This window comes from Bradyrhizobium sp. 76, assembly GCF_023073025.1.
Classification (GTDB): Bacteria; Pseudomonadota; Alphaproteobacteria; order Rhizobiales; family Xanthobacteraceae; genus Bradyrhizobium.
The window spans coordinates 36,350-55,158 of record NZ_JADPIS010000014.1 but is presented as its reverse complement, the minus strand read 5'-3'; the positions used below and the strand labels follow the sequence as shown (position 1 = coordinate 55,158).

General features: G+C 61.1%; 17 protein-coding genes and 2 pseudogenes. 7 read left to right on the top strand and 12 right to left on the bottom strand.

The features are described from left to right. Positions 1–53: 53 nt before the first annotated feature. The 4 genes from IVB48_RS00590 to IVB48_RS00575 form a co-directional block, all read right to left on the bottom strand. On the bottom strand, positions 54–797 hold the full coding sequence (locus IVB48_RS00590; protein ID WP_346283277.1) for a polysaccharide deacetylase family protein: 744 nt from the start codon (positions 795–797) through the stop codon (positions 54–56). A gap of 103 nt (positions 798–900) precedes the next feature. Then, entirely contained in the window at positions 901–1,902 is a 1,002-nt protein-coding gene (locus IVB48_RS00585; RefSeq protein ID WP_247396447.1) for a homoserine O-succinyltransferase, read from the bottom strand. A 12-nt stretch (positions 1,903–1,914) separates the two neighbouring features. After that, a complete protein-coding gene (locus tag IVB48_RS00580; protein WP_027568036.1) occupies positions 1,915–3,216 on the bottom strand; it encodes an O-acetylhomoserine aminocarboxypropyltransferase/cysteine synthase family protein in 1,302 nt (433 codons plus the stop codon). Between the two features lie 380 nt (positions 3,217–3,596). Further along, complete coding sequence (locus tag IVB48_RS00575; protein WP_247396445.1) at positions 3,597–5,171, bottom strand: amidase family protein; 1,575 nt, start codon at positions 5,169–5,171, stop codon at positions 3,597–3,599. 161 nt (positions 5,172–5,332) lie between these two features. Between IVB48_RS00575 and IVB48_RS00570 the strand changes: the two genes are divergently transcribed. The 3 genes from IVB48_RS00570 to IVB48_RS00560 all read left to right on the top strand — a co-directional run bounded on the left by IVB48_RS00570 (position 5,333) and on the right by IVB48_RS00560 (position 8,819). Then, positions 5,333–6,133: an amidohydrolase family protein gene (locus IVB48_RS00570; RefSeq protein WP_247396443.1), complete on the top strand. Its 801-nt coding sequence runs from the start codon at positions 5,333–5,335 to the stop codon at positions 6,131–6,133. Between the two features lie 350 nt (positions 6,134–6,483). After that, a complete protein-coding gene (locus IVB48_RS00565; protein ID WP_247396441.1) occupies positions 6,484–7,728 on the top strand; it encodes an acyltransferase in 1,245 nt (414 codons plus the stop codon). Positions 7,729–7,865: 137 nt separating this feature from the next. Then, on the top strand, positions 7,866–8,819 hold the full coding sequence (locus tag IVB48_RS00560; protein WP_247396439.1) for an alpha/beta hydrolase: 954 nt from the start codon (positions 7,866–7,868) through the stop codon (positions 8,817–8,819). Positions 8,820–8,975: 156 nt separating this feature from the next. On the opposite strand, the gene IVB48_RS00555 is transcribed toward IVB48_RS00560, so the two are convergent. From IVB48_RS00555 to IVB48_RS00525, 7 genes and pseudogenes are all read right to left on the bottom strand, one after another. Beyond that, the gene (locus tag IVB48_RS00555) at positions 8,976–9,248 is read right to left on the bottom strand and encodes a hypothetical protein (protein WP_247396438.1); all 273 of its coding nucleotides are present in this window, start codon (positions 9,246–9,248) and stop codon (positions 8,976–8,978) included. A gap of 480 nt (positions 9,249–9,728) precedes the next feature. Continuing rightward, a pseudogene (locus IVB48_RS00550) lies at positions 9,729–9,965 on the bottom strand (hypothetical protein); the annotation flags it as partial. Next, complete coding sequence (gene grxB, locus IVB48_RS00545; RefSeq protein ID WP_346658959.1) at positions 9,962–10,597, bottom strand: glutaredoxin 2; 636 nt, start codon at positions 10,595–10,597, stop codon at positions 9,962–9,964. The gene grxB and the pseudogene IVB48_RS00550, both read right to left, overlap by 4 nt. Before the next feature lie 42 nt (positions 10,598–10,639). Next, a complete protein-coding gene (locus IVB48_RS00540) occupies positions 10,640–11,542 on the bottom strand; it encodes an ABC transporter permease (protein WP_247396436.1) in 903 nt (300 codons plus the stop codon). Next, positions 11,428–12,291, bottom strand: a complete 864-nt coding sequence (locus IVB48_RS00535) for an ABC transporter permease (RefSeq protein ID WP_247396435.1) — start codon at positions 12,289–12,291, stop codon at positions 11,428–11,430. The genes IVB48_RS00540 and IVB48_RS00535 overlap by 115 nt, the downstream gene beginning before the upstream one ends. Beyond that, positions 12,288–13,385, bottom strand: a complete 1,098-nt coding sequence (locus IVB48_RS00530; protein ID WP_247396419.1) for an ABC transporter ATP-binding protein — start codon at positions 13,383–13,385, stop codon at positions 12,288–12,290. Before IVB48_RS00530 ends, IVB48_RS00535 begins: the two co-directional genes overlap by 4 nt. After that, complete coding sequence (locus IVB48_RS00525; RefSeq protein WP_247396417.1) at positions 13,382–14,491, bottom strand: extracellular solute-binding protein; 1,110 nt, start codon at positions 14,489–14,491, stop codon at positions 13,382–13,384. The genes IVB48_RS00530 and IVB48_RS00525 overlap by 4 nt, the downstream gene beginning before the upstream one ends. A gap of 98 nt (positions 14,492–14,589) precedes the next feature. Between IVB48_RS00525 and IVB48_RS00520 the strand changes: the two genes are divergently transcribed. Continuing rightward, positions 14,590–15,222: an FCD domain-containing protein gene (locus IVB48_RS00520; RefSeq protein WP_247396398.1), complete on the top strand. Its 633-nt coding sequence runs from the start codon at positions 14,590–14,592 to the stop codon at positions 15,220–15,222. 13 nt (positions 15,223–15,235) lie between these two features. Here the strand turns inward: IVB48_RS00520 and IVB48_RS00515 are convergent, their stop codons facing one another. Next, positions 15,236–16,294, bottom strand: coding sequence for a PhnD/SsuA/transferrin family substrate-binding protein (locus IVB48_RS00515; protein ID WP_249805379.1), 1,059 nt, complete (start codon positions 16,292–16,294; stop codon positions 15,236–15,238). A gap of 205 nt (positions 16,295–16,499) precedes the next feature. Here IVB48_RS00515 and IVB48_RS00510 point away from each other — a divergent pair, with 205 nt between their 5' ends. From IVB48_RS00510 to IVB48_RS00500, 3 genes and pseudogenes are all read left to right on the top strand, one after another. Beyond that, positions 16,500–16,916 carry a hypothetical protein gene (locus tag IVB48_RS00510; RefSeq protein WP_247396395.1) on the top strand — a complete coding sequence of 139 codons (417 nt, stop codon included), beginning with the start codon at positions 16,500–16,502 and terminating at the stop codon, positions 16,914–16,916. Next, positions 16,913–17,173: pseudogene (locus IVB48_RS00505) on the top strand (gamma-glutamyltransferase); the annotation flags it as partial. The gene IVB48_RS00510 and the pseudogene IVB48_RS00505, both read left to right, overlap by 4 nt. 428 nt (positions 17,174–17,601) lie before the next feature. Then, positions 17,602–18,783, top strand: coding sequence for a site-specific integrase (locus IVB48_RS00500; protein WP_247396392.1), 1,182 nt, complete (start codon positions 17,602–17,604; stop codon positions 18,781–18,783). Positions 18,784–18,809: the final 26 nt, after the last annotated feature.

Here is an 18,809-nt window from a genome sequence, read left to right as displayed (position 1 = left end):
GTTTGCGGAGCGAGACGCCGCCTTCCCCCACCCTTTGTGGGAAGAAAACTTTCTTACGCCCCGATCCTTCGCAGCGCTTCCGCGACCGTCACGATCGGCATGTCGCGCTTCCCGGCCGCTTGCAGCGCATGGCGCATCAGGTCCGGCGTGCAACCATATGGGCTCGGCGCGTCGGCGACGTCATGACCGTAGAAGATCAGCCATCCGCCGCTCTCGACCGCCTCGTCGAAATAGCGATCGACGCCCGTCGTATTGATCTCGCGATCGACCAGGGGCGAGGCGCGCAGGAACTGGAGGTCGATGACGTCGCGATTGACGCCGGGAAGGATGCCGCGCGCCGAGCGGAAGGTCTTGGCGAGCTGCGGCTTGCGCCACACCGACGCGATGCCATAGGGGTAAGCGAAATTTTCCAGCGTGATCGAGGAATCGATGCTGCGAAAATGGCTGCGGTTTCGCTCGATCTCGCGGGCCATGGTGGCCTCGTCGAGACCGACCGCACTCAGGTGCGAGAAAGTATGGCAGGCAATCTCGTGTCCGGCCCGGTGAAGCCGCACGATCGCGTCGTTCGACAGACCGTGCCAGTGGTCCGAGGGACGATCGACCAGGCTGCCCGCGAGATAGAAGGTACCGCGGCCGCCATGCTGCTCCAGAAGTCCGGCGCCCTCGCCTGCGGCGCTATCGGGGGCATCGTCGAAGGTGAAGCTCACCATGGGCGCATGCGCGGGCAGCCGGTGCGGCGCGGCGCGGAAATGCCGGGCCAGCCGATTGCTCACGCGTCCCTGGAGTGCCGACCACACGACTCGCATTTCCTGTCTGCCCGCCCCTCACTGAAGCATTCGTGCGCGGCTCGAGGCAAGCTTCACACTTCGTTAGTCCTAACGTCGACCCCGTCGTCCCGACCTAACGTGCAAGCACCGAAGCGTCGGTCCCCGCGCCGAGATATTGCAGCCAGTTCCGGAACAATGCCGCCGCCGCGCTGCCGGCGGCGATATCGGCACGCAAAGTCAGCGGCGGCAGTTCGTTGCTGAGCGCGGGGTGGCGCTGATGCCTTGCCTGTTTCTCGAAGCGGACCAGCTTCTCTTCCGTCGCAGCGTCAAAATAGCTCACCGGCAAATTCGGATAATTGTCGCGCTCACGCGCAAGATAACGACCGATGTCGCGCAGATATTCACGCTGAAGCGACAGCGCGTCGTATTCCGGATGGCCCTGGAGGAAGACGAAGCGGCTGGCATATTGCCGGACGAAAATGTCGACGCCGGCCTTTGCCGAACGCGTCAGCACCTGGTAGCCGGCCTGCGCGAGATCGCTCTCGGCGATTTCGTTGAGGCGCGAATGCGAGACCTTGAGCGGCGCCGGCGCGGCCCGCGTCAGCGGATCGCTGGTCACGGCCTCGCAGTCGAAAATACCATGACATTTGACCGCGAGCGGCCGCCGTTCGATGCGGTCGAGATGCAGCACCGCGGCATGCGCAGCGAGGCACGACCAGATCGTCGAGCGCGTGTTGACCTTGGCCCAATCGATCAACTCGGTGAGATCGCGCCAGTACGGTTCCTGGTCGAGCTCGGGCGCAACCGGTTCGGCGCCGGTCACGATCAAGCCGTCGAACTTGTGGCGCCTGAGCTCGGTGACGTCCGAATATTCGCTCTCGACATGCCATCTCGCTTCAGGCGAGCGATTGACCGAGGGCAGCGAGAAGCAGTGAAAGCGGATGCGGCGCGGACCTGCCGCGGCTTGCAGCAGCTTCATGAACTGCCGCTCGGTCGCTTTCAGCGCCGGATCCGGCATGTTGTTGATCAACCCGATGGTGAGCTCGGTGCCGCCGGGCTCGCGCGCCAGATCGCCCGCTCCCGGCACCAGCGCCGGGCTCGATATGGCTTGATCCCTATCGATCAGGATCGTCATCGGTGCGGTCGCCTACTCCGCGGCCTGGAGGCGCGCGGACGGGCAGGCCTTTTCCAATGCCTGGTCGAGGTCCTCGATGATGTCCTGGCAATGCTCGATACCGATCGACAAGCGGATCGTTTCCGGCAGCACGCCGGCGACCCGCTGCTGCTCCGCCGACATCTGCCGGTGCGTGGTCGAGGCCGGATGGCAGGCCAGCGACTTGGCATCGCCGATATTGACGAGGCGCGTGATCAGCTTCAGCGCATCGTAGAACGACTTGCCGGCTTCCATCCCGCCCTTGATGCCGAAGGTGAACAGCGACGAGGCGTTGCCGTCGAGATATTTCTGCACCAGCGGGTAATAGGGGCTATCCGGGAAACCGGTGTAATTGACCCAGGCCACGCGCGGATCCTTGCGCAGGTATTCGGCGACCTTGCGGGCGTTCTCGCAGTGGCGCTCCATGCGCAGCGCGACGGTTTCGATGCCCTGGAGCAGCAGGAAGGCGTTGAACGGCGACAGCACCGAACCCATGGTGCGCTGATAGATGCTGCGCGCGCGCTCGATATAGGCCGTCTTGCCGAAGCGCTCGGCGTAGACGAGGCCGTGATAGGAGGCATCCGGCTTGTTGTAGCCCGGGAAGCGATCGGCGTGCTTGGCCCAGGGGAAATTTCCGGAGTCGACGATGGCGCCGCCGAGCGTGGTGCCGTGACCGCCCAGAAACTTGGTCAGCGAGTGCACGGCGATGTCGGCGCCGTAATCGAACGGCTTGAGCAGGATTGGGGTTGCAACGGTATTGTCGACGATCAGCGGCACGCCATGCGCGTGGGCGACCTTCGCCAGCGCTTCGATGTCGCAGACATTGCCGGCGGGATTGCCGATGGTTTCGGCGAACACGGCGCGGGTGTTCTCGTCGATCAGCTTTTCGACCGCCTCGGGCTTGTCGCTCTCGGCGAAGCGACCGGTGATGCCCTGCCGCGGCAGGATGTGCGAGAGCAGCGTATGCGTGGTGCCGTAGAGCTGCGGCACGGAAACGATGTTGCCGCCGTGATCGGCGACATTGACGAAGGCGAAATGCAGCGCAGCCTGTCCGGTCGCGACCGCAAGCGCGCCGACGCCGCCCTCGAGCTCGGCGATACGCTTCTCCAGCACCGCGCTGGTCGGATTGGCGATGCGGCTGTAGCGATAGCCTTCGGTCTCGAGATTGAAGAGCGCCGCGCCGTGATCGGCGCTGTCGAAGGCGTAGGCCGCGGTCTGATAGATCGGCACGGCAACCGCGTGCGTGGTGGCTTCGGGCTCGTAGCCGGCGTGAATAGCGATCGTCTCGTTGCGCATCGTGCCACCTCCGCGTGGAGCGGGCCGCACTTATTGGCCTGTATGAGGCATGTGCGTTGTCCGCCGTCCCTCTGTTAGAGGCGGGTGGTAAAGCGGACAATAATTCGTCTAGAGATCGAGGAAGTAACCCTAACGGTTGTTGGGGAATTGGCTAAAATTCGAGTTAAATTGGATTAATGAAGTTTTGCGGTTGGCGGCAGCGACCACGCTGCACTCCCTTCTCCCCTTGTGGGAGAAGGTGGCGCGAAGCGCCGGATGAGGGGTCTCTATCCATACGGCCAAGCTTGCGTTAGCGGAGAGAGACCCCTCACCCGTCTCGCCGCTGCGCGGCGAGCCACCCTCTCCCACAAGGGGAGAGGGAAACACCCTCCGCTGCCCTATCAGTCCATCTGTTCCCAGAGTCGATGGGCGAGCACGCCGGCGCGCTTCTCGATCGCGGCCGCCGCGTCGAGCGCGAGGTCCTCGCGATAGCGCCCGGCAATGAGCTGCACGCCGATCGGCTTGCCATCGTGCAGCGTCACCGGCACCACGGCGCCGGGCAGGCCCAGCACGTTGATCGCGGAGATGAAGCGGATCTCGCCCCAGAAGATCTCGCGCACGCGCTCAGCGCTGACAGTGTCCTCGCGCGGGCCCGGAATCGGCTTCACCGTGGTCGGCGCCAGCACCACCGGATATTCCTCGAAGAACAATTGCCAGGCGCGGATGTGGCCATTGCGCGCGGCGGTCGCCTGCATCCAGGCCTTGAGGTCGAGCAAATTGGCCTTGGCTTTCATGCCGCCCCAAGCCTTGTGGAAGTCTTCGGACGTCACCTTCAGCATGCCGGCCTCCTGCATCACCATCGTCTCGTTGGTGATGATGTCGCACCAGGTCTGCCAGACGCCGTCGATGTCGGGCACATCGACCTCGCTGACCCGATAGCCGGAACGCTCCAGATGATCGGCGGCCTGGCGCAACGCCGCCGCGACGTGCGGATCGACGTCCATGTCTTCAGGAATCCTGGCGAGCGCGACCTTGATCGGCCCCTTCGGCTTCGGCCCGACCAGCGGCGCCGGCACCCACCAGGGATCGCGCGGATCGCGCTGGCTCATCACCTCCAGCGCGAGCCTGACGTCGGCGACGTGGCGGGCGAGCGGCCCCTGCGCCGACATCAGATGCGCCAGCATCGGCCGCTCGGCGGTAGCGCTTGCATTGAACGCCGGAATACGCCCCTGCGTCGGCTTGATGGTCGCAACGCCGTTGCAATGCGCCGGCCAGCGCAGCGAGCCGCCGATGTCATTGCCGTGCGCGATGGCGCCGATGCCGGCGGCGACCGCCGAACCCGCACCGCCCGAGGAGCCACCGCAGGTGATGTCAGGATCCCAGGGATTGAGCGTCAGCCCGTGCAAGGGATTGTCGGTGAAGCCGCGGAAGGAGAATTCCGGCGTGTTGGTGAGGCCGATGACGATCGCGCCAGCTCTCTTCAGGTTGCGCACGACGGGCGAATCCGATGGTGCGATGAGATCCTTGTTGGCGGGAACGCCATTGAAATTCGGACGGCCTTCGTAGTCGACATTCTCCTTGATCGTGATCGGTACGCCGTGCAGGAGGCCGAGGTCGCCGCCTTTGGCGCGCCGCTTGTCGGCCGCATGCGCCGCAGCCAGCGCCTCCTCCGAGAGATCGACGACGACGGCGTTCAGCCTCGGATTGACGGCACGCATCCGCTCCAGATGCGCCTCGACGGTCTCGGCCGCGGAGATGGCGCCGGAGCGGATCGCGGCTGCGGTTTCGACCGCCGACCATTGCCAGGCCGGGCCTTTGGGACGGCGCGGTGCGGACGATTTGCGCGGGGCGGCCCGCTTGACCGGCTTCGTTGCAGCCTTCGCAAGCTTGCCCTTGCGAACGGCGATCGCCTTGCCGGAGGTCTTCGCTGCTTTCTTAGCAGCACTTTTCTTCCTGGTCGCCGTCTTCTTCGCCACGTCGCATCTCCTCAAATTGCGCCGCGGAAGTTATGGAGGTCACGCGACCGTGTACAGGCGCGTTTCTGCATGGCGCGCGGTCGCGGCGCGTTGTCGCGGCCGAGGCGCGCGAGAGACGGTCATGAACCTTTGGGTCCCGCCATGACCCATGTACTGGTTGAGTGACGGAACAGACTGTCGTCTGGTCACCCCTGAGCAATCTGCTGCTCTATGGGAAGACGACCGACGTCGCCGCCGCGCGGACGGCCGGACTGACGATCGCGCTGGGCTCGGGTTGGTCGCCTTCCGGCAGCAAGAACCTGCTGGGCGAACTGAAGGCGGCGAAGGTCGTGTCTGCGCATTTCAGCCTCGGCTTCAGCGACTACGATATCGTCTCGATGGCGACGCGCAATCCGGCGACGATCCTGAAGTGGGATGCGAAGTTGGGGACGATCGCCAAGGGCAAGTTCGCCGATCTGCTGGCGGTGAAGGGCGTCTCCGGCAATCCCTACGGCCATCTGATCAAATCGCGCGAGAAGGATACCGTCCTGGTCACGATCGGTGGACGACCGCGCTATGGGACAAAAAAGGCCATGCAGCAAGCGGGCGGAAGCGGCGAGGCCCTCAAGATCGGCAGCAGCGCGCGGCTGATCGACTTCACCTCGCCCGACCAGGATCCGGGCATCGAGGCGGTCACGCTGGCGGAGGCGACCACCCGGCTCAGCGTTGCGCTCGGTAATCTCGGCACGCTGCAGCCGCATAGCGTCGCCATGAGCGCGGCGATCGCCGATGGAAGGGTGTCGCTGACCGGATGGCGCCTCGCGCTCGACGAGCAGTTCGGCAACAATTTCCAATTGCGTCCGCGGCTCGCATATGACGGCGTCCGGATCTGGCGGCGGTCGCAGCAGCAGCCGAGCCGCTGCATCCGATCAAGCTGGATGGCCTCACGGTATCAGGTGATCCCGCCTTCCTGGACACGCTGAAGAGCGAGCCGAATCTTCCAGCGGGACTCGCAACGACCATCGCGGCTTTTACTAGCCAGGCGACGAGGAGACGTTGCAGCTGGACGCAAATCGATCTCCTGAAGAGCGGCGGCTAGCGCCCATGAGCGGCCAACGAGCAGTTTTCCGATGGCTGAGCCAAATTTGATTCGCCGATTGCGGCTTCGTGAGAAACATCACACAGCGCGGAGGCGCGGCACAACGCACCGCCAATACGGGCACAGAATCTGCGCATTTTGAAGTGGGCGGAGAAAGTGTGACCAACGTCGCAGAGCTTGGTGAAGGGTTCCAATATCTGTAACGGGATCGTTTCATGGAACGGAAGCACTCCCGTGAAAAACCATTTTGCACTGCTGGATCCGCTGCGCTTCGGGACCGCTCTCGGAGTCGCCATTTTTCACCAGATGTTTTGGTCATGGGCCTGGGTTTCGATTGGCGTCCCAGGCTTCGAGCGCTACGTCGCAGCCGACGTCCTCTACCCGTCTGCAGCACCCTTCACATGGTTCGGTTGGGTGGGCGTCGAAATCTTCTTTGTCATTTCCGGCTTCGTTATCGCGAATTCCGCATGCAAGTCTTCGCCGGGCGAATTTTTGCTCGGGCGTGCACTCAGGCTCTATCCGGCGGTCTGGGTCTGTGCCACCGCTTCTCTTCTTGTTCTGCTTGTCTTCGGAAGTGGACCAGCATCCGAATTCATCCTGCCCTACATCCACGCCATGCTGATGGTCCCCAAGGGGGTCACAGGTCAGTGGCTCGATGGCGTCTACTGGACACTGGCTGCCGAGACGGCGTTTTATGGACTCGTGTACTGCGCGATGCTCTCGAAGAAGGTCACGCTGAGGCATCTGGCTTGGGGTCTCACCATCTACAGCGCGATATTCAATGCTGGCGCGTTGCTGGTGCTGTCGTGCACGACGCCGTCCGACTTGATCTATCTCATCGTTCTGATGTTTCGGGTTCCGGCGGCAGCATACTTGTTGAACCATGGCTGCTTCTTCGCGCTGGGCGTCTGGCTGTTCATTTCTTCAAACAGAGAATTGACCAAGCTCGAACGCGTCGCAGTCGCCGTCACCTGCCTTTCGGGGGCTGCAGAGATCTACTATTTTGCATCGTTCTTTTTGACCAGCATACCGGCCATCGCGGACCAGTCAGCCCTCGTGCCGATCATGGTCTGGGCTGCCGCGGTGCTCCTCATCGCCATGGCCGCGAACCGGAACAGGAACAGGCGCGCTGCGGGTATCACTGCTCCTGAGGCGCCGGCCTATTGGAGAACGCTCGGGCTGATTACCTATCCACTCTATCTCAGCCACAACATCGTCGGCAGCGCGATTATTCATGCGCTGGCCGATGCCGGCCTGGATGCCACCACGGCCGTGTGGGTCCAACTGAGCATTCTTGTCCTGATCTGCTGGTTTATTTGCGCAAAGGTCGAGCCAGCCATCAGAGGTGCGATGATTCGAGCGATTAGATATTTCGGACAGCTTCCGGAAAGACTGCCAACATCGAGGCGCCCGAGGTTTTCTCGGGGGCTGGGCCTCTGGCGGCCCGTCCCTGCAAAGATAATCACTGCGCTGCAATAGCCGATAGCCTGCTGGAGCCATCGCGCTTTAGACTAGCTTCCTAAACAAACTTGTTGCATCTGCTTTGGGTCAAAAAACGGCCTAGGGCTGACGCCTTCGGATGGCGCGAGTTCTGGAGCTAAGGCGGGACGTATCGAGTGAAGGTCACCAGAGAGATGGTGGATGAAGGCTTGCGTAGCCGATATGCCTTTGGGCGGATCATCGCAAGCTTTGTTCACACGCGATGGTTCTCTCTGTTCGTGTTTCGTTTCTCTGCGGCCGCCCTGCGCGGAAGCAACATCAGGGGACTTGTCAACCGAGAGCGATACATTCCGAGCACGAATGGCGGGGCGCCTATTCGTGTGCGAATCTATCGGCCCACCGCGACGGTTGGACCGCTGCCGATCATGCTCTACTTGCATGGTGGCGGTTACGTTCACGGGGTGCCCGAGCAATTCGGCTCAATCCTCAAGGACTTCATCGATACGGAGCCGTGCATCATCGTCGCGCCGGACTATCGAAAGGCCATTGAATCGCCGTACCCGGCCGCATTCAATGACTGCTACGACACTCTGCTATGGATAAGGGATAATGCGGCCTCCTTCGGCGGAAGAACTGACAAGTTCATCGTGTCGGGCCATAGTGCGGGAGGAGGGCTTGCGGCCGCCGTCTCGCTCAAGGCGACCGATACGGACGACGCAAAAATAGCGTTTCAAATGCCGCTATATCCAATGATCGATGACCGGCAGAATAGCGCATCAGTCGTTGGAAACGACGCACCCGTTTGGGATGAAAAAGCTAACAGACTGGCATGGTCCCGTTATCTCGACGGCGTGAAGAACGTTACGCCTTATGCGGCTGCGGCACGCTGCACGGACTATACGAAATTGCCGCCGACGATCACATTTGTCGGCAGTCTCGAGCCATTTCGGGATGAAGCGAAAATCTACGTCGAGAACCTTCGTCGGGCCGACATTCCGGTTGAGTTCGAAATGTTCGACGGCGCGTATCATGGTTTTGATATAATGGTGCCAGATGCTCCAATCAGCAGGCGCGCAAATCGGTTCTTGATGGAAAATTTCCAAAAGTTTGCTCAGCGGTATTTCAATTAGGCCTCAAAACGGTCTGGACAGTTACCGGGTCATTGCAGTTCGGATGCGGCGATCTCCTATGATGCGACTCGATTGCCCACCTTCCCCACTCTATCCTTCGAGGACGTAGCGCCCCCCAAACTCGCGTCCGATTTGCTTGACCGACTGTGATTGTGATTATTTCGCCCCGGCCGAGGGCGTCGGCTGGGCGGCACGTTCTTTTTCCACGGCCGTTCTGCAACCCTCGCTGAGACTGGTGCGCTGCTTTTCCATGCATGCCTCAGTCGCCTTGTCATTGCCGATAGACGAACCGCAGAGACGAAACGCGTCGCCGACACATTTGTTCTTGGTTTCGGAGGTCCAAGCAAAGCTCGGCGTCGAGAGAGCGAAGACGGAGACCACGAAAGCCGCAATGAGAAAGACGGCGGCTTTGGTGAAAATCGCAATCATTGTCAGACTCCTTAAGCCGCCTTGGCGGCAAGTTATGGATGTCTCACCATGCCTGAGCTTAACCCGACTGGCTATGATTAACACACGCACCCGCTTCGAAGAGAGTGATGGAGTTCACATTCATTGGTCTGCATCGGGCGTTCACCGAGCTATGCACTCAGCAGTTTCCCCTCTCCGGGTCTATCGATGCGCGGTTGGATCAACAATAGGATTTCTCTGATAGACCAAAACCCGGAAAACAGCTCAATTTCCAATTTGTTTCCAGATCGAAGTGCGAAATGACCCTGGCTGGCGGAGAGAGTGTCAGTCAATCCCCCTTTGAAAGATAAAGCATTTTTGACCTTCCGAGATCAAAACCCATCGTTTGAGCTACCGGCGGAAAATGGGATTCCGCCTTCGACCGTGCGGTCGCGGAATCTGATAGTGCCTCATCCAGGTTTGGCCCAGCCCTTCAATTTCCGTCGGCGGTCGACGTCGTAACCAGCGAACAGGGTATAAAGCTCGGGCGGCCTCGCTCTTCTGCGCGAGATGGCCAAGCTTTGCCTCAACCATTGTTTCAGGGCTGCGGCCACAGGCTGGCCTGGCATGCACCTGACAGCCGGCGCGGCGATCGGCAGCAGATCGGCCGCGTAGTGCTTTCTCGATCGCATAGTGCTGGATGCGTTCTGGGGCCTCGCGGGCAACCGGAGGCGGTGCTGGCGCTGCCTCTCGGATTAAATGGCTCGATCTCTCAACAGTTCGACGGCACTTCCATCGATCATATCTGCTGCAAAAGTTTTCACCTTCGGTCCGAATTTCAGACCCTTCACGATGCTTAGGGCGCGCAGTTGCGAAAAGAGAACGAGGTCCGTCTCCGATCGAGCCGGCCAGTTCTCAATCAGGGGCTCAAGCTGGTGCAGCAGGTCGTGAGCCTGCTCGATCAAGCTCGGGCTGTCCGCGATCAATGCGTCAAGATCGCCAAACGCTTTGGTCTCCCGCTCACGATACGCCTTCTGCGAGACGTCTGTTGAATTCTCCTTGAACGAACTCTTGACCATCCGGGGAATCGACAACCGCGACACGGTCGGGCGAGCCTTCTCGCACCATGCCATGATATCCGTTCGCGGAGGATCTGACAGAACCATCGGCCCGACAAGGCCGTCCACGTAGCGCACGATATCCATGCTTTCGGCCATTGCTGTCCCGTCGTCCTTTACCAGGATCGGTACGACCTTCCTGCCCACAAGCTGCGTCGGCGTCTCGGCATCTCCTTCCATGATTACCTCGAGCTCGACGGGAATTTTCTTCAGCCCGAAGATCATCCGGGCGCGCGTGGAAAAAGGGCAGTGTTCGTAGATATAAAGCTTCACGACAGGCCTACTTCCATGTTGGCGATTGAGGGGAGCGATATCTCAGCGATTCCGCCTGAGAATGACGATCGGCAGCACGAGCACAAGCAGCGCAAGCGACACGGCAAGCATGATGGTTGAAACCGCTGCGATGCTGGGATCCGCATAAAACAGCAATTGCTGCATCAAGCGCAGAGGTAATGTGTCGCCGCGCGTCAGGAACAGCGACAAAGATACATTGTCCAGCGAGATGAGGAATGCGGAAATCGCTCCGGCGACAATGCCGCTCCTGATGAGCGGAAACGTGATCCGGCAGAAGGTCTGGATGGGGCCGACGCCGAGGTTGGCAGATGCCCGCTCCAGCGTCCGGTCGTAGGTCGAGAGCGATGCGGTGACCATCGCCACCACGTAGGGGATGCCGATCGTGGCATGACCTATCGTCGCGGCCAGCAGTCCCGGCCGAAGCCCATAGGACGGCAACACGAACAGGATCCCAAGTCCCAGCACGATCGCGGGCAGCGACACGGGCAACATCACGCCGATCTGGACGAACGAGCGGCCGGGAAATCGGTGATGATTGATTGCGAGCGACACCCCGGTTCCCGCCACGGTTGCCAGCGCGGCGCTACCGGCGGCAACGATCAGGCTGTTCAGCGCACCTTCGAGAAATTGTGGATTGCGCGCGGCTTCGTGAAACCAGCGCAAGCTAAAGCCGGGGACGGGAAATTCGAGTCGATCACCGCTGCTGAAGGCGATCACGACCGCAAGCAGGATAGGCAGAGACAGGAATGCAACCACGAGCCATGTCCAACTCAGGGCCGTGATCCGGGGAAGATCGAGCGTCGCTCGCGTCATTGGTTCACCGACTGCCAGGGCATGAGACGACGAATGACGATGGCGGATACGACCAGCATGGTGCCAACGATTCCTAGAACGATGGTGCCGAGCGCACTCGCAGTCGCCCACGCAGTGTTGGTCGTCGCTTCATAGAAGATCACGGGAGACATCATCGGAAAGCGCGTCGAGCCTGTCAGCGACGGCAGGACATAATCACTGAGTACGCCTGCAAAGACCAACTGGGTGCCTGCGACCATTCCGGGAATCGCCAGCGGCAGGGTGATCCGGCGCCAGCCGTACCACCATGTGCCGCCAAGATTTGCCGAGGCTTTCAGAAGATTCGTATCGAGCTTGACGAGACCGGCGACGATCGGAATCACCATCAGCGGCAGATATCGATGGAGCATGGCCAGCGTCATGCCTTCCGCTTCGTAGAGCAGCTTGATCGGCTCGCTGATGAGCCCCAGTTGGAGCAGCGCGCTGTTTATCATGCCGCGATCGGCGGTGATGACCATCCAGCCGAACGCACGCATGATCACGCTCACATAGAGCGGCAGGTAGGTGATCCAGAGCAGCACTGGCCGGAGCGTGCCGCTGGTCCTCGCGATGTACTGAGCATAAGGCAGTGCGATGGCCAGCGCCGCGACGGAAACCACAGCGGCGATCAGGAGCGTGTTGCCGAACACCGAGAGGTAGTAGTCGTCGGCGAGGACGCGAAGGTAGTTTGCGAAGGTGAAATCGGGCAGAATGAAGCTGATGGGATCGTCCCGATAAAAGCTGTCGCGAAGGACGACGCACAGCGGTATGACGAAGAACGGTACCAGTATCGCGCCGGCGGGGAGCAACCACAGCCAGGCCACCCAGGGCTTTTTCTTCATGGCTCGCCCATGGCCGCAATCCGGCATTGCGAGGGTTGGAAGTCGAGGAACACCTCCTGGTTCGGGCTAAACGTGCCTCCGCCATGCGTGGCCGGTCGCTCGACCAGGAGTTCTTGGCCGTCGATGGCGACGACAACGCGTTCTTGCGCTCCGAGAAACGTCACGAGCACCACGGAAGCCGGCGTCGCCGGATGAACTCGGGTGGGCTGCGTCGACAGGTCTATATCCTCGGTCCGCAGATAAACGATGGCCTCCCGTCCGCCCGGTGGTGGTTGCTCTCCCGGCGGCTTGAACACAATGCCTCCCGCCTGGAGATGCATCTCGCCATCACGCGAAAAGACCTCGGTCTTGATTGCGTTCGTGGTGCCGAGAAAGCGCAGTACGTGATCGGTTGCAGGCTTTTCGTAGAGCTCTCGCGGCGTCCCGATCTGGCCGATCCGCCCGGTCTCCATGACGGCGATCCTGTCCGCGAGAGAGAACGCCTCGCGCTGATCGTGCGTGACGAGGATCGTCGACAAGTGAAGTCGGCGAAGCAGCAGCGACAACTCGAGCTGCATCTCCTCGCGCAAATTGCGATCGAGCGCGCTAAACGCCTCATCGAGCAGGAGCATTTGTGGACGGACCGCCAATGCACGGGCAATGGCTACGCGCTGACGCTGACCCCCACTGAGCTGCGAGGGGTAACGCGCCAGCAACGGATCGAGCTTCAGGAGAGACGCCATTTCGCCGACGCGCGCGCGGATCGACGCACGACCGACCTTCCGGGGATGAAGGCCGTAGGCGATGTTTTCCGCGACTGTCATGTGCGGAAATAGCGCGTAACTCTGGAACACCATCGCTACGTCGCGCCGGTGCGGGGGGATTTCGTTCAAGGTGAGCCCCCGCAGGCGGATCGTACCTTCGTCTATCGGCTCGAAGCCTGCGATCATGTTGAGCAGAGTCGACTTCCCGCAGCCGCTCGGTCCTAATAGCGCAAGAATCTCGCCGCGACGCATCGAGAGGTTCATACGTTCCAGGGCACGAACCTGCCCGTAATTCTTTGAAACGCCGGAGACCTCGAGTTCGATCTCGCCGGCCCGTTCGACCTGACTCAACTTTGCACCTCGCGCGTGTAGCGATCGAGCCACGCCTGCTGCTTCTTCGCCGTCACGGCGTCATCCATGAAGAACATCTGGGAGGGGTCGGTAATAATCAATGGCCGCACGTCCGAGCTGACCTCCACCCCGAGACGAGACGGTGTGACGAGCAGCCGCTCCGCGAGCTTTTTCTGCACGTCGCCTTTGAGCGCATAATTGACATAAGTCCTGGCAAGATCGGTCGATTTGATGCCCGCGGGAATACAGAGATCGTAGGGAACGGCGCAAGCGCCCTCCTTTGGAGTGACGTTGACGATGTGCGGGCTTCGCCGATTGAGGTTGGCGATCCGGATGAGGAACTGCGCCCCGACGGCGATGTCTCCACGCTCGATCACCTCCATTGGCTGATTGCCGTCGGAGTAGAAGCCGCGCACGCTCGACTTGAGCGCCTTGAGACGCGCAAAGGCTTCGTTGACTGCCGCATCGTTGTTCTCATCACCGCCGAGAGCGCGCACGATGCAGCCGATAAAGGGAACGGTGGCTCCCCCGTTAAAGGCCGCGGGGAGCATGATCTTGCCCTTCAGATCCGGCCGCCACAGATCGAGCCACGAGGTGATCGGCTCCTTGACCTGGCGCGTATCGACCATGATTTCCATGGCATCGAACATCAGAGCGACACCGGAGCCGCTCGCGGCAATGCTGCCAGGACGCAATGACGCAGCGTCCTGAATATCGGATGGAGCGAGCTTCTGCAGCAAGCCGGCGTTCAGCGCCCTGAACGCAAACGATCGCGAGATCATCGTCACGTCGAACGGCGGGGTGTCGCGCTGGCTCTGCATCTTTGTCACGGAAGTCGGCCCTGTCTCAACTTCGTAACTGACTTGCCCGAGCCCGTCCTTTGCAAAGGGCTCGGCGATAATCTCGCGCATGACCTGGTATGGTCCGCCAAAGTGTGTGACCCGAAGCGGCGGCAGCGACTGCGCGCTGGCCGGCGCTGCGGAAAGGCTCACGGGCGCGACCGCTGCTCCCGCGAGCAACTCGAGCATGTTCCGACGCGTCACGTTGATGGGCATTCCGGGGTCTCCTTGCTGCAATGAATCCATTCGCCGATTGAGCTTGTTCAACCACGCCGCAAGCTGTCTTGCGGCGTGGAGAATGATATGCGACCTATATCGCTGCCGTGACGACAGGTGCCCCGCGAGAAGTTATCACCGTGGACCAAGTGCTCGCCTACATCGAGGAAAAGGAGCTCAAGGCAGGCGACCGCCTGCCACCCGAGCGAGAGCTCTCGGCGGAGCTTGGCATGAGCCGCAGAGCTCTTCGGCAATCTCTCAGGCGCCTCGAGCTCGAAGGACAGATTTGGCGCGGCCGCCGCAATGGTACCATTCTCGGAAGTCGGCCGCCGACCGCCGCGCTCGGAATCGATCGCCGTCTGGGCCGCGCGAGCCCTGACGATATCCTCAGTGCGCGGATAGTGATCGAACCGTCGATCGCCGCTCTCGCCGCGACCAAGGCCAGCGAGGCCGATCTCGTGAACATTGAAAATTGCGCGCATCGAACTGCGGAAGCCGCGGGAGACGACAGCTGGGTGCAATGGGATGGCGCATTTCATCTCGCAATCGCGGCGGCCACACGCAACGAAGTTTTTGTGGCGCTGATCTCGTCGTTCAACGCATCGCGCGCCGAGGGGCCGTGGCGCCGCATTCGATTGCTGGCGATGACCGCCGAGAAGCGCCGAAACTCCGTGGCTCACCATGCCGCCATCTGCGAAGCAATGCGTCAACGCTCCCCCGAGGATGCCGCTCGCGCAATGCGCCGCCATCTCGCTGCCGTTCAAACGCATATATTCGAATGACATGATCGTGGTCTCATCTAGCGGCTGAATTCGGATCGACGTCGACAAACAGGCTCGACACGTCATGACGTCGCCTGATCAATCGTTGCTCTACCAAATAGTCCTGAAGCTTGTTGATGACGATGCGGTTCGAGGTCTCGAGGCCGTAGGGCAGTGGATCGTGGCCGAACATGTCCATGACCTCCTTCCAGTTGTCCTTGCCCCAGGGCATAAACGTCGTCGCCAGCCGTCGCTGCCGGGCGCGAGCCATGGATTCGGAATAGGCGTCCATCAACACCGACGGCAGCATCGGGTTGGCCGCGATCGCACTTTTAGTGACTACGACCACGTGACTGATCGGGAAGATGCCGGTTCGGTGAAAATAATCAGCTTCCGCGGCTCGCCACTCCCGGAGCAGAGGACGAAAGCGCCTCGCGTCGCGCGGAGCGGCCGCGTCCTGACTGGTCGGAAGCAGCAGCGCGTCGATCCTGCCGTTCGCCAGCGCCTCTTCGAGATCGTCGTGGAGAGGAACGACGTTCGCTTCCTTTGGCGGCGAGATACGAGGGGTGGGACTCGATAGCCACGCGATTTTCGACCAGTGCAAGTCGTAGTATTCGGCCAACAAACCGCGACACCAGACGCCCGCCGTCATCGTGTAGTCGGGAATCCCGACGCGTCGGCCGGAAAGTTCGGAGAAGTTTTCGATCAGATCGTCCCGGCGAACGAGAATGGTGCCGTGACGGAATTCGCGCGCGGGGAAGACCGGTATGGCGGTCAGCCAATCGTCTCCTCGATCCCGCATCATGATGTAGTTCGACAGCGAAAATTCACAGGCGTCAAACTTCTGCCGGCGAAGCACCTTTGCGAACAGCTCAGGCCGTGCGACTGGCCTGTAGTCGAGCTCGACGCCGTTGCGCACCGAGGGAATTTCGAGCGTGTGCTCGTAGTCGCCGCCAAACAGGATCATCGAGAACGTCCGCATTCCCCGTGAGTCGCTGGCGCCATCGACGCCGCATCGTTCTAACGTCCCGATGCCGGGTGGAACTGTCAAGCGAACCAAACCTAATTGGTTCGCGCTTTTCACGGCAGCCAAGTTGGAATAGCAAATAAAACGCTCGCATCATGCAGTCGTAGGTGCGGCATGGTTTGCACAGCGTGAGACTAATTCTTCATTGGTCTCACGTTCCGCTCGTTGGAAGGGCAGGATCGGCGGTCTAGGCCCAATCAATGAGCAGCAATGCTTGCCTTCGGTTCAGAGCAGATATCAACGCTTTCACGACGCATATTGGAGATAAGTAATGACAGACGTGCCCAGCAGTCACGGGACCGACGAGTTGAAGCGCGCTTGCGAGGCCGGCCGATGGAACGGCTGCGTCGGAACGACACTCGTGTCGGAGACGTCAAAGGTCCGAGTCTGGCATCTCCGCCTTCCGGCGTTTCAACGATTCGATTTCCATCGACATGTCCTGAACTATTTTTGGACGTCGCTCTCCGATGGGCGCACGCGCAATTATTTCGAGGACGGCCGGTCGACCGAACGGGAGGTCTACAGGGGATTCACGATGCACAAGGAGTTCGCCCTGGGCGAATACATGCTCCATAGTGTCGAGAATCTGGGCGGCAATGATCTCGAATTCACCACGGTAGAGTTTCTCGATAGCCCCAACGCGCCGCTGCCAATTCCGGATGACAGGCGCCTGAGGGTTCCGGAATGAGGGTCGCTTATCACACCGCGGGACTCTACGAGGGCCGGCGATCTCCCGTATTCGCCCGAAATATCGTCAGCACCTCGCAACCTCTTGCATCCCAGGCGGGGCTAAAGGCACTTGCCGCGGGCGGCAATGCGATCGATGCCGCACTAGCCGCAGCGATCACCTTGACGGTCGTGGAGCCGACTTCGAACGGGATCGGGTCCGACCTGTTCTGCATCGTGTGGGATGGGCAGGCGCTGCACGGGCTGAATGCTTCCGGCCGCATCTCGGACGAAGTCGCGGCAGAGCTGACGGACCGCGGACATGAGATCGTACGCGAAGCCCCGGATACAGCCTTCGGCTTTGGGGGCGCTCAATTGGTACGCCGAATTGAGGGTGGGTACGTAGCGGGATCGGATCCCCGCAAAGATGGCCAATCGGTGGGCTTCTAGCAGAACAGTTGCTTCATTCAGCGATCCAGATGTTCCAAGCGCGCGAAATCGTAGCTTGGCGTCAAAATCGCGGCATGGCGGAGAGAGTGTCCGTCGAACCTCATCCCAAGAGCATCCAGCACCGTTCGCCAACATCCGCTATTGTTCTTCATTTATAGGGTCTTCGGGATATTTAAGTTCGTCATCGTTCTTCCTTGTCTGCCCAGAGCCGTGTTAGATTTGGGGACCCACTTGGGGACTGGAACAGGGCGAAGGCGATGGCGAGCGGGCTGACTGCGCGTAAGGTCGAAACGGCGAAGCCGGGCAAATATGCTGACGGAGGCAACCTCTATTTGGTCGTGGCCTCTAACGGAAACCGCAAATGGGTACTGCGCTTCACTTGGCGCGGACGCGCCAAGGAAATGGGTCTGGGAAGCGCGCTGAGCGTGCCTCTGGCGGACGCGCGGGAGAAGGCCGCCGCCGCTCGCCGGATGATTGCGAACGGCCTTAATCCGATTGAAGAGCGCAAGCGTGATCGGGGCATCCCCACTTTTGGCGAAATGGCTGATCAGGTCCGCGAGAGCCTGTCCGCTGGTTTCCGCAACGAGAAGCACAAGGCGCAGTGGAAATCGACGCTGGCAACTTACGCAGCACCGCTGGCCGCGAAGCCGGTTGACACCATTGCGACTGACGATGTCCTCGCCGTGCTGAGGCCGATCTGGGCGAGCAAGCCGGAAACCGCTTCGCGGTTGCGCGGCAGGATCGAAAAGATTTTGGACGCGGCCAAAGCGAAGGGCTTTCGTACCGGCGAGAACCCCGCACGTTGGCGCGGCCACCTCGCCAACCTATTGCCGAAGCCGCGCAAGCTCGTGCGCGGCCATCATCCAGCAATGCCATATGAAGGCGTCGCGGCCCTCGTCAGCCGTCTCCGCGAGAGCAACTCCGAGGCCGCACAGGCGCTGGAATTGTGCATCCTGACCGCCGCGCGCTCTGGAGAAATTCTGGGCATGCGCTGGTCGGAGATTGATTTTGAGAAGCGGGTCTGGACGCTGCCCGCCAGCCGGATGAAGGCATCGCGCGAACACCGCGTCCCGCTGTCAGCCCGCGCTATGACTATGTTGCGCAAGCTGCGCGAGGCCACGAACGCCGACTACGTCTTTCCCGGAAGCCGCCACAACAAGCCGCTGTCTAACATGGCGATGGAGATGGTGCTGCGCCGGTTGAAGGTCGAGGACGCGACCGTTCACGGGTTTAGGTCGAGTTTTCGGGATTGGGCTGGCAATGAGACAACCTATCCCCGAGACCTGATCGAGACTGCCCTCGCGCACGTGCTCGGTGATAAGGCCGAGCAGGCCTACCGCCGCAGCGATGCGCTGGAGAAGCGCCGGAAGTTGATGGAGGCGTGGGCTGGGTACTGCGAGCCAAAGCGCCTTGCCAACGTGCTCCAGATGCGGCGCTGACCACTTGTAAGCGGCGATCATGTGGA

What these genes read in the sequence shown, in the direction of transcription:
- IVB48_RS00585 (WP_247396447.1), bottom strand. Translation starts at nt 1,902, where the DNA reads ATGACGATCCTGATCGATAGGGATCAAGCCATATCGAGCCCGGCGCTG.
- IVB48_RS00580 (WP_027568036.1), bottom strand. Translation starts at nt 3,216, where the DNA reads ATGCGCAACGAGACGATCGCTATTCACGCCGGCTACGAGCCCGAAGCC.
- IVB48_RS00555 (WP_247396438.1), bottom strand. Translation starts at nt 9,248, where the DNA reads ATGATTGCGATTTTCACCAAAGCCGCCGTCTTTCTCATTGCGGCTTTC.
- IVB48_RS00535 (WP_247396435.1), bottom strand. Translation starts at nt 12,291, where the DNA reads ATGAAGAAAAAGCCCTGGGTGGCCTGGCTGTGGTTGCTCCCCGCCGGC.
- IVB48_RS00510 (WP_247396395.1), top strand. Translation starts at nt 16,500, where the DNA reads ATGACAGACGTGCCCAGCAGTCACGGGACCGACGAGTTGAAGCGCGCT.
- IVB48_RS00500 (WP_247396392.1), top strand. Translation starts at nt 17,602, where the DNA reads ATGGCGAGCGGGCTGACTGCGCGTAAGGTCGAAACGGCGAAGCCGGGC.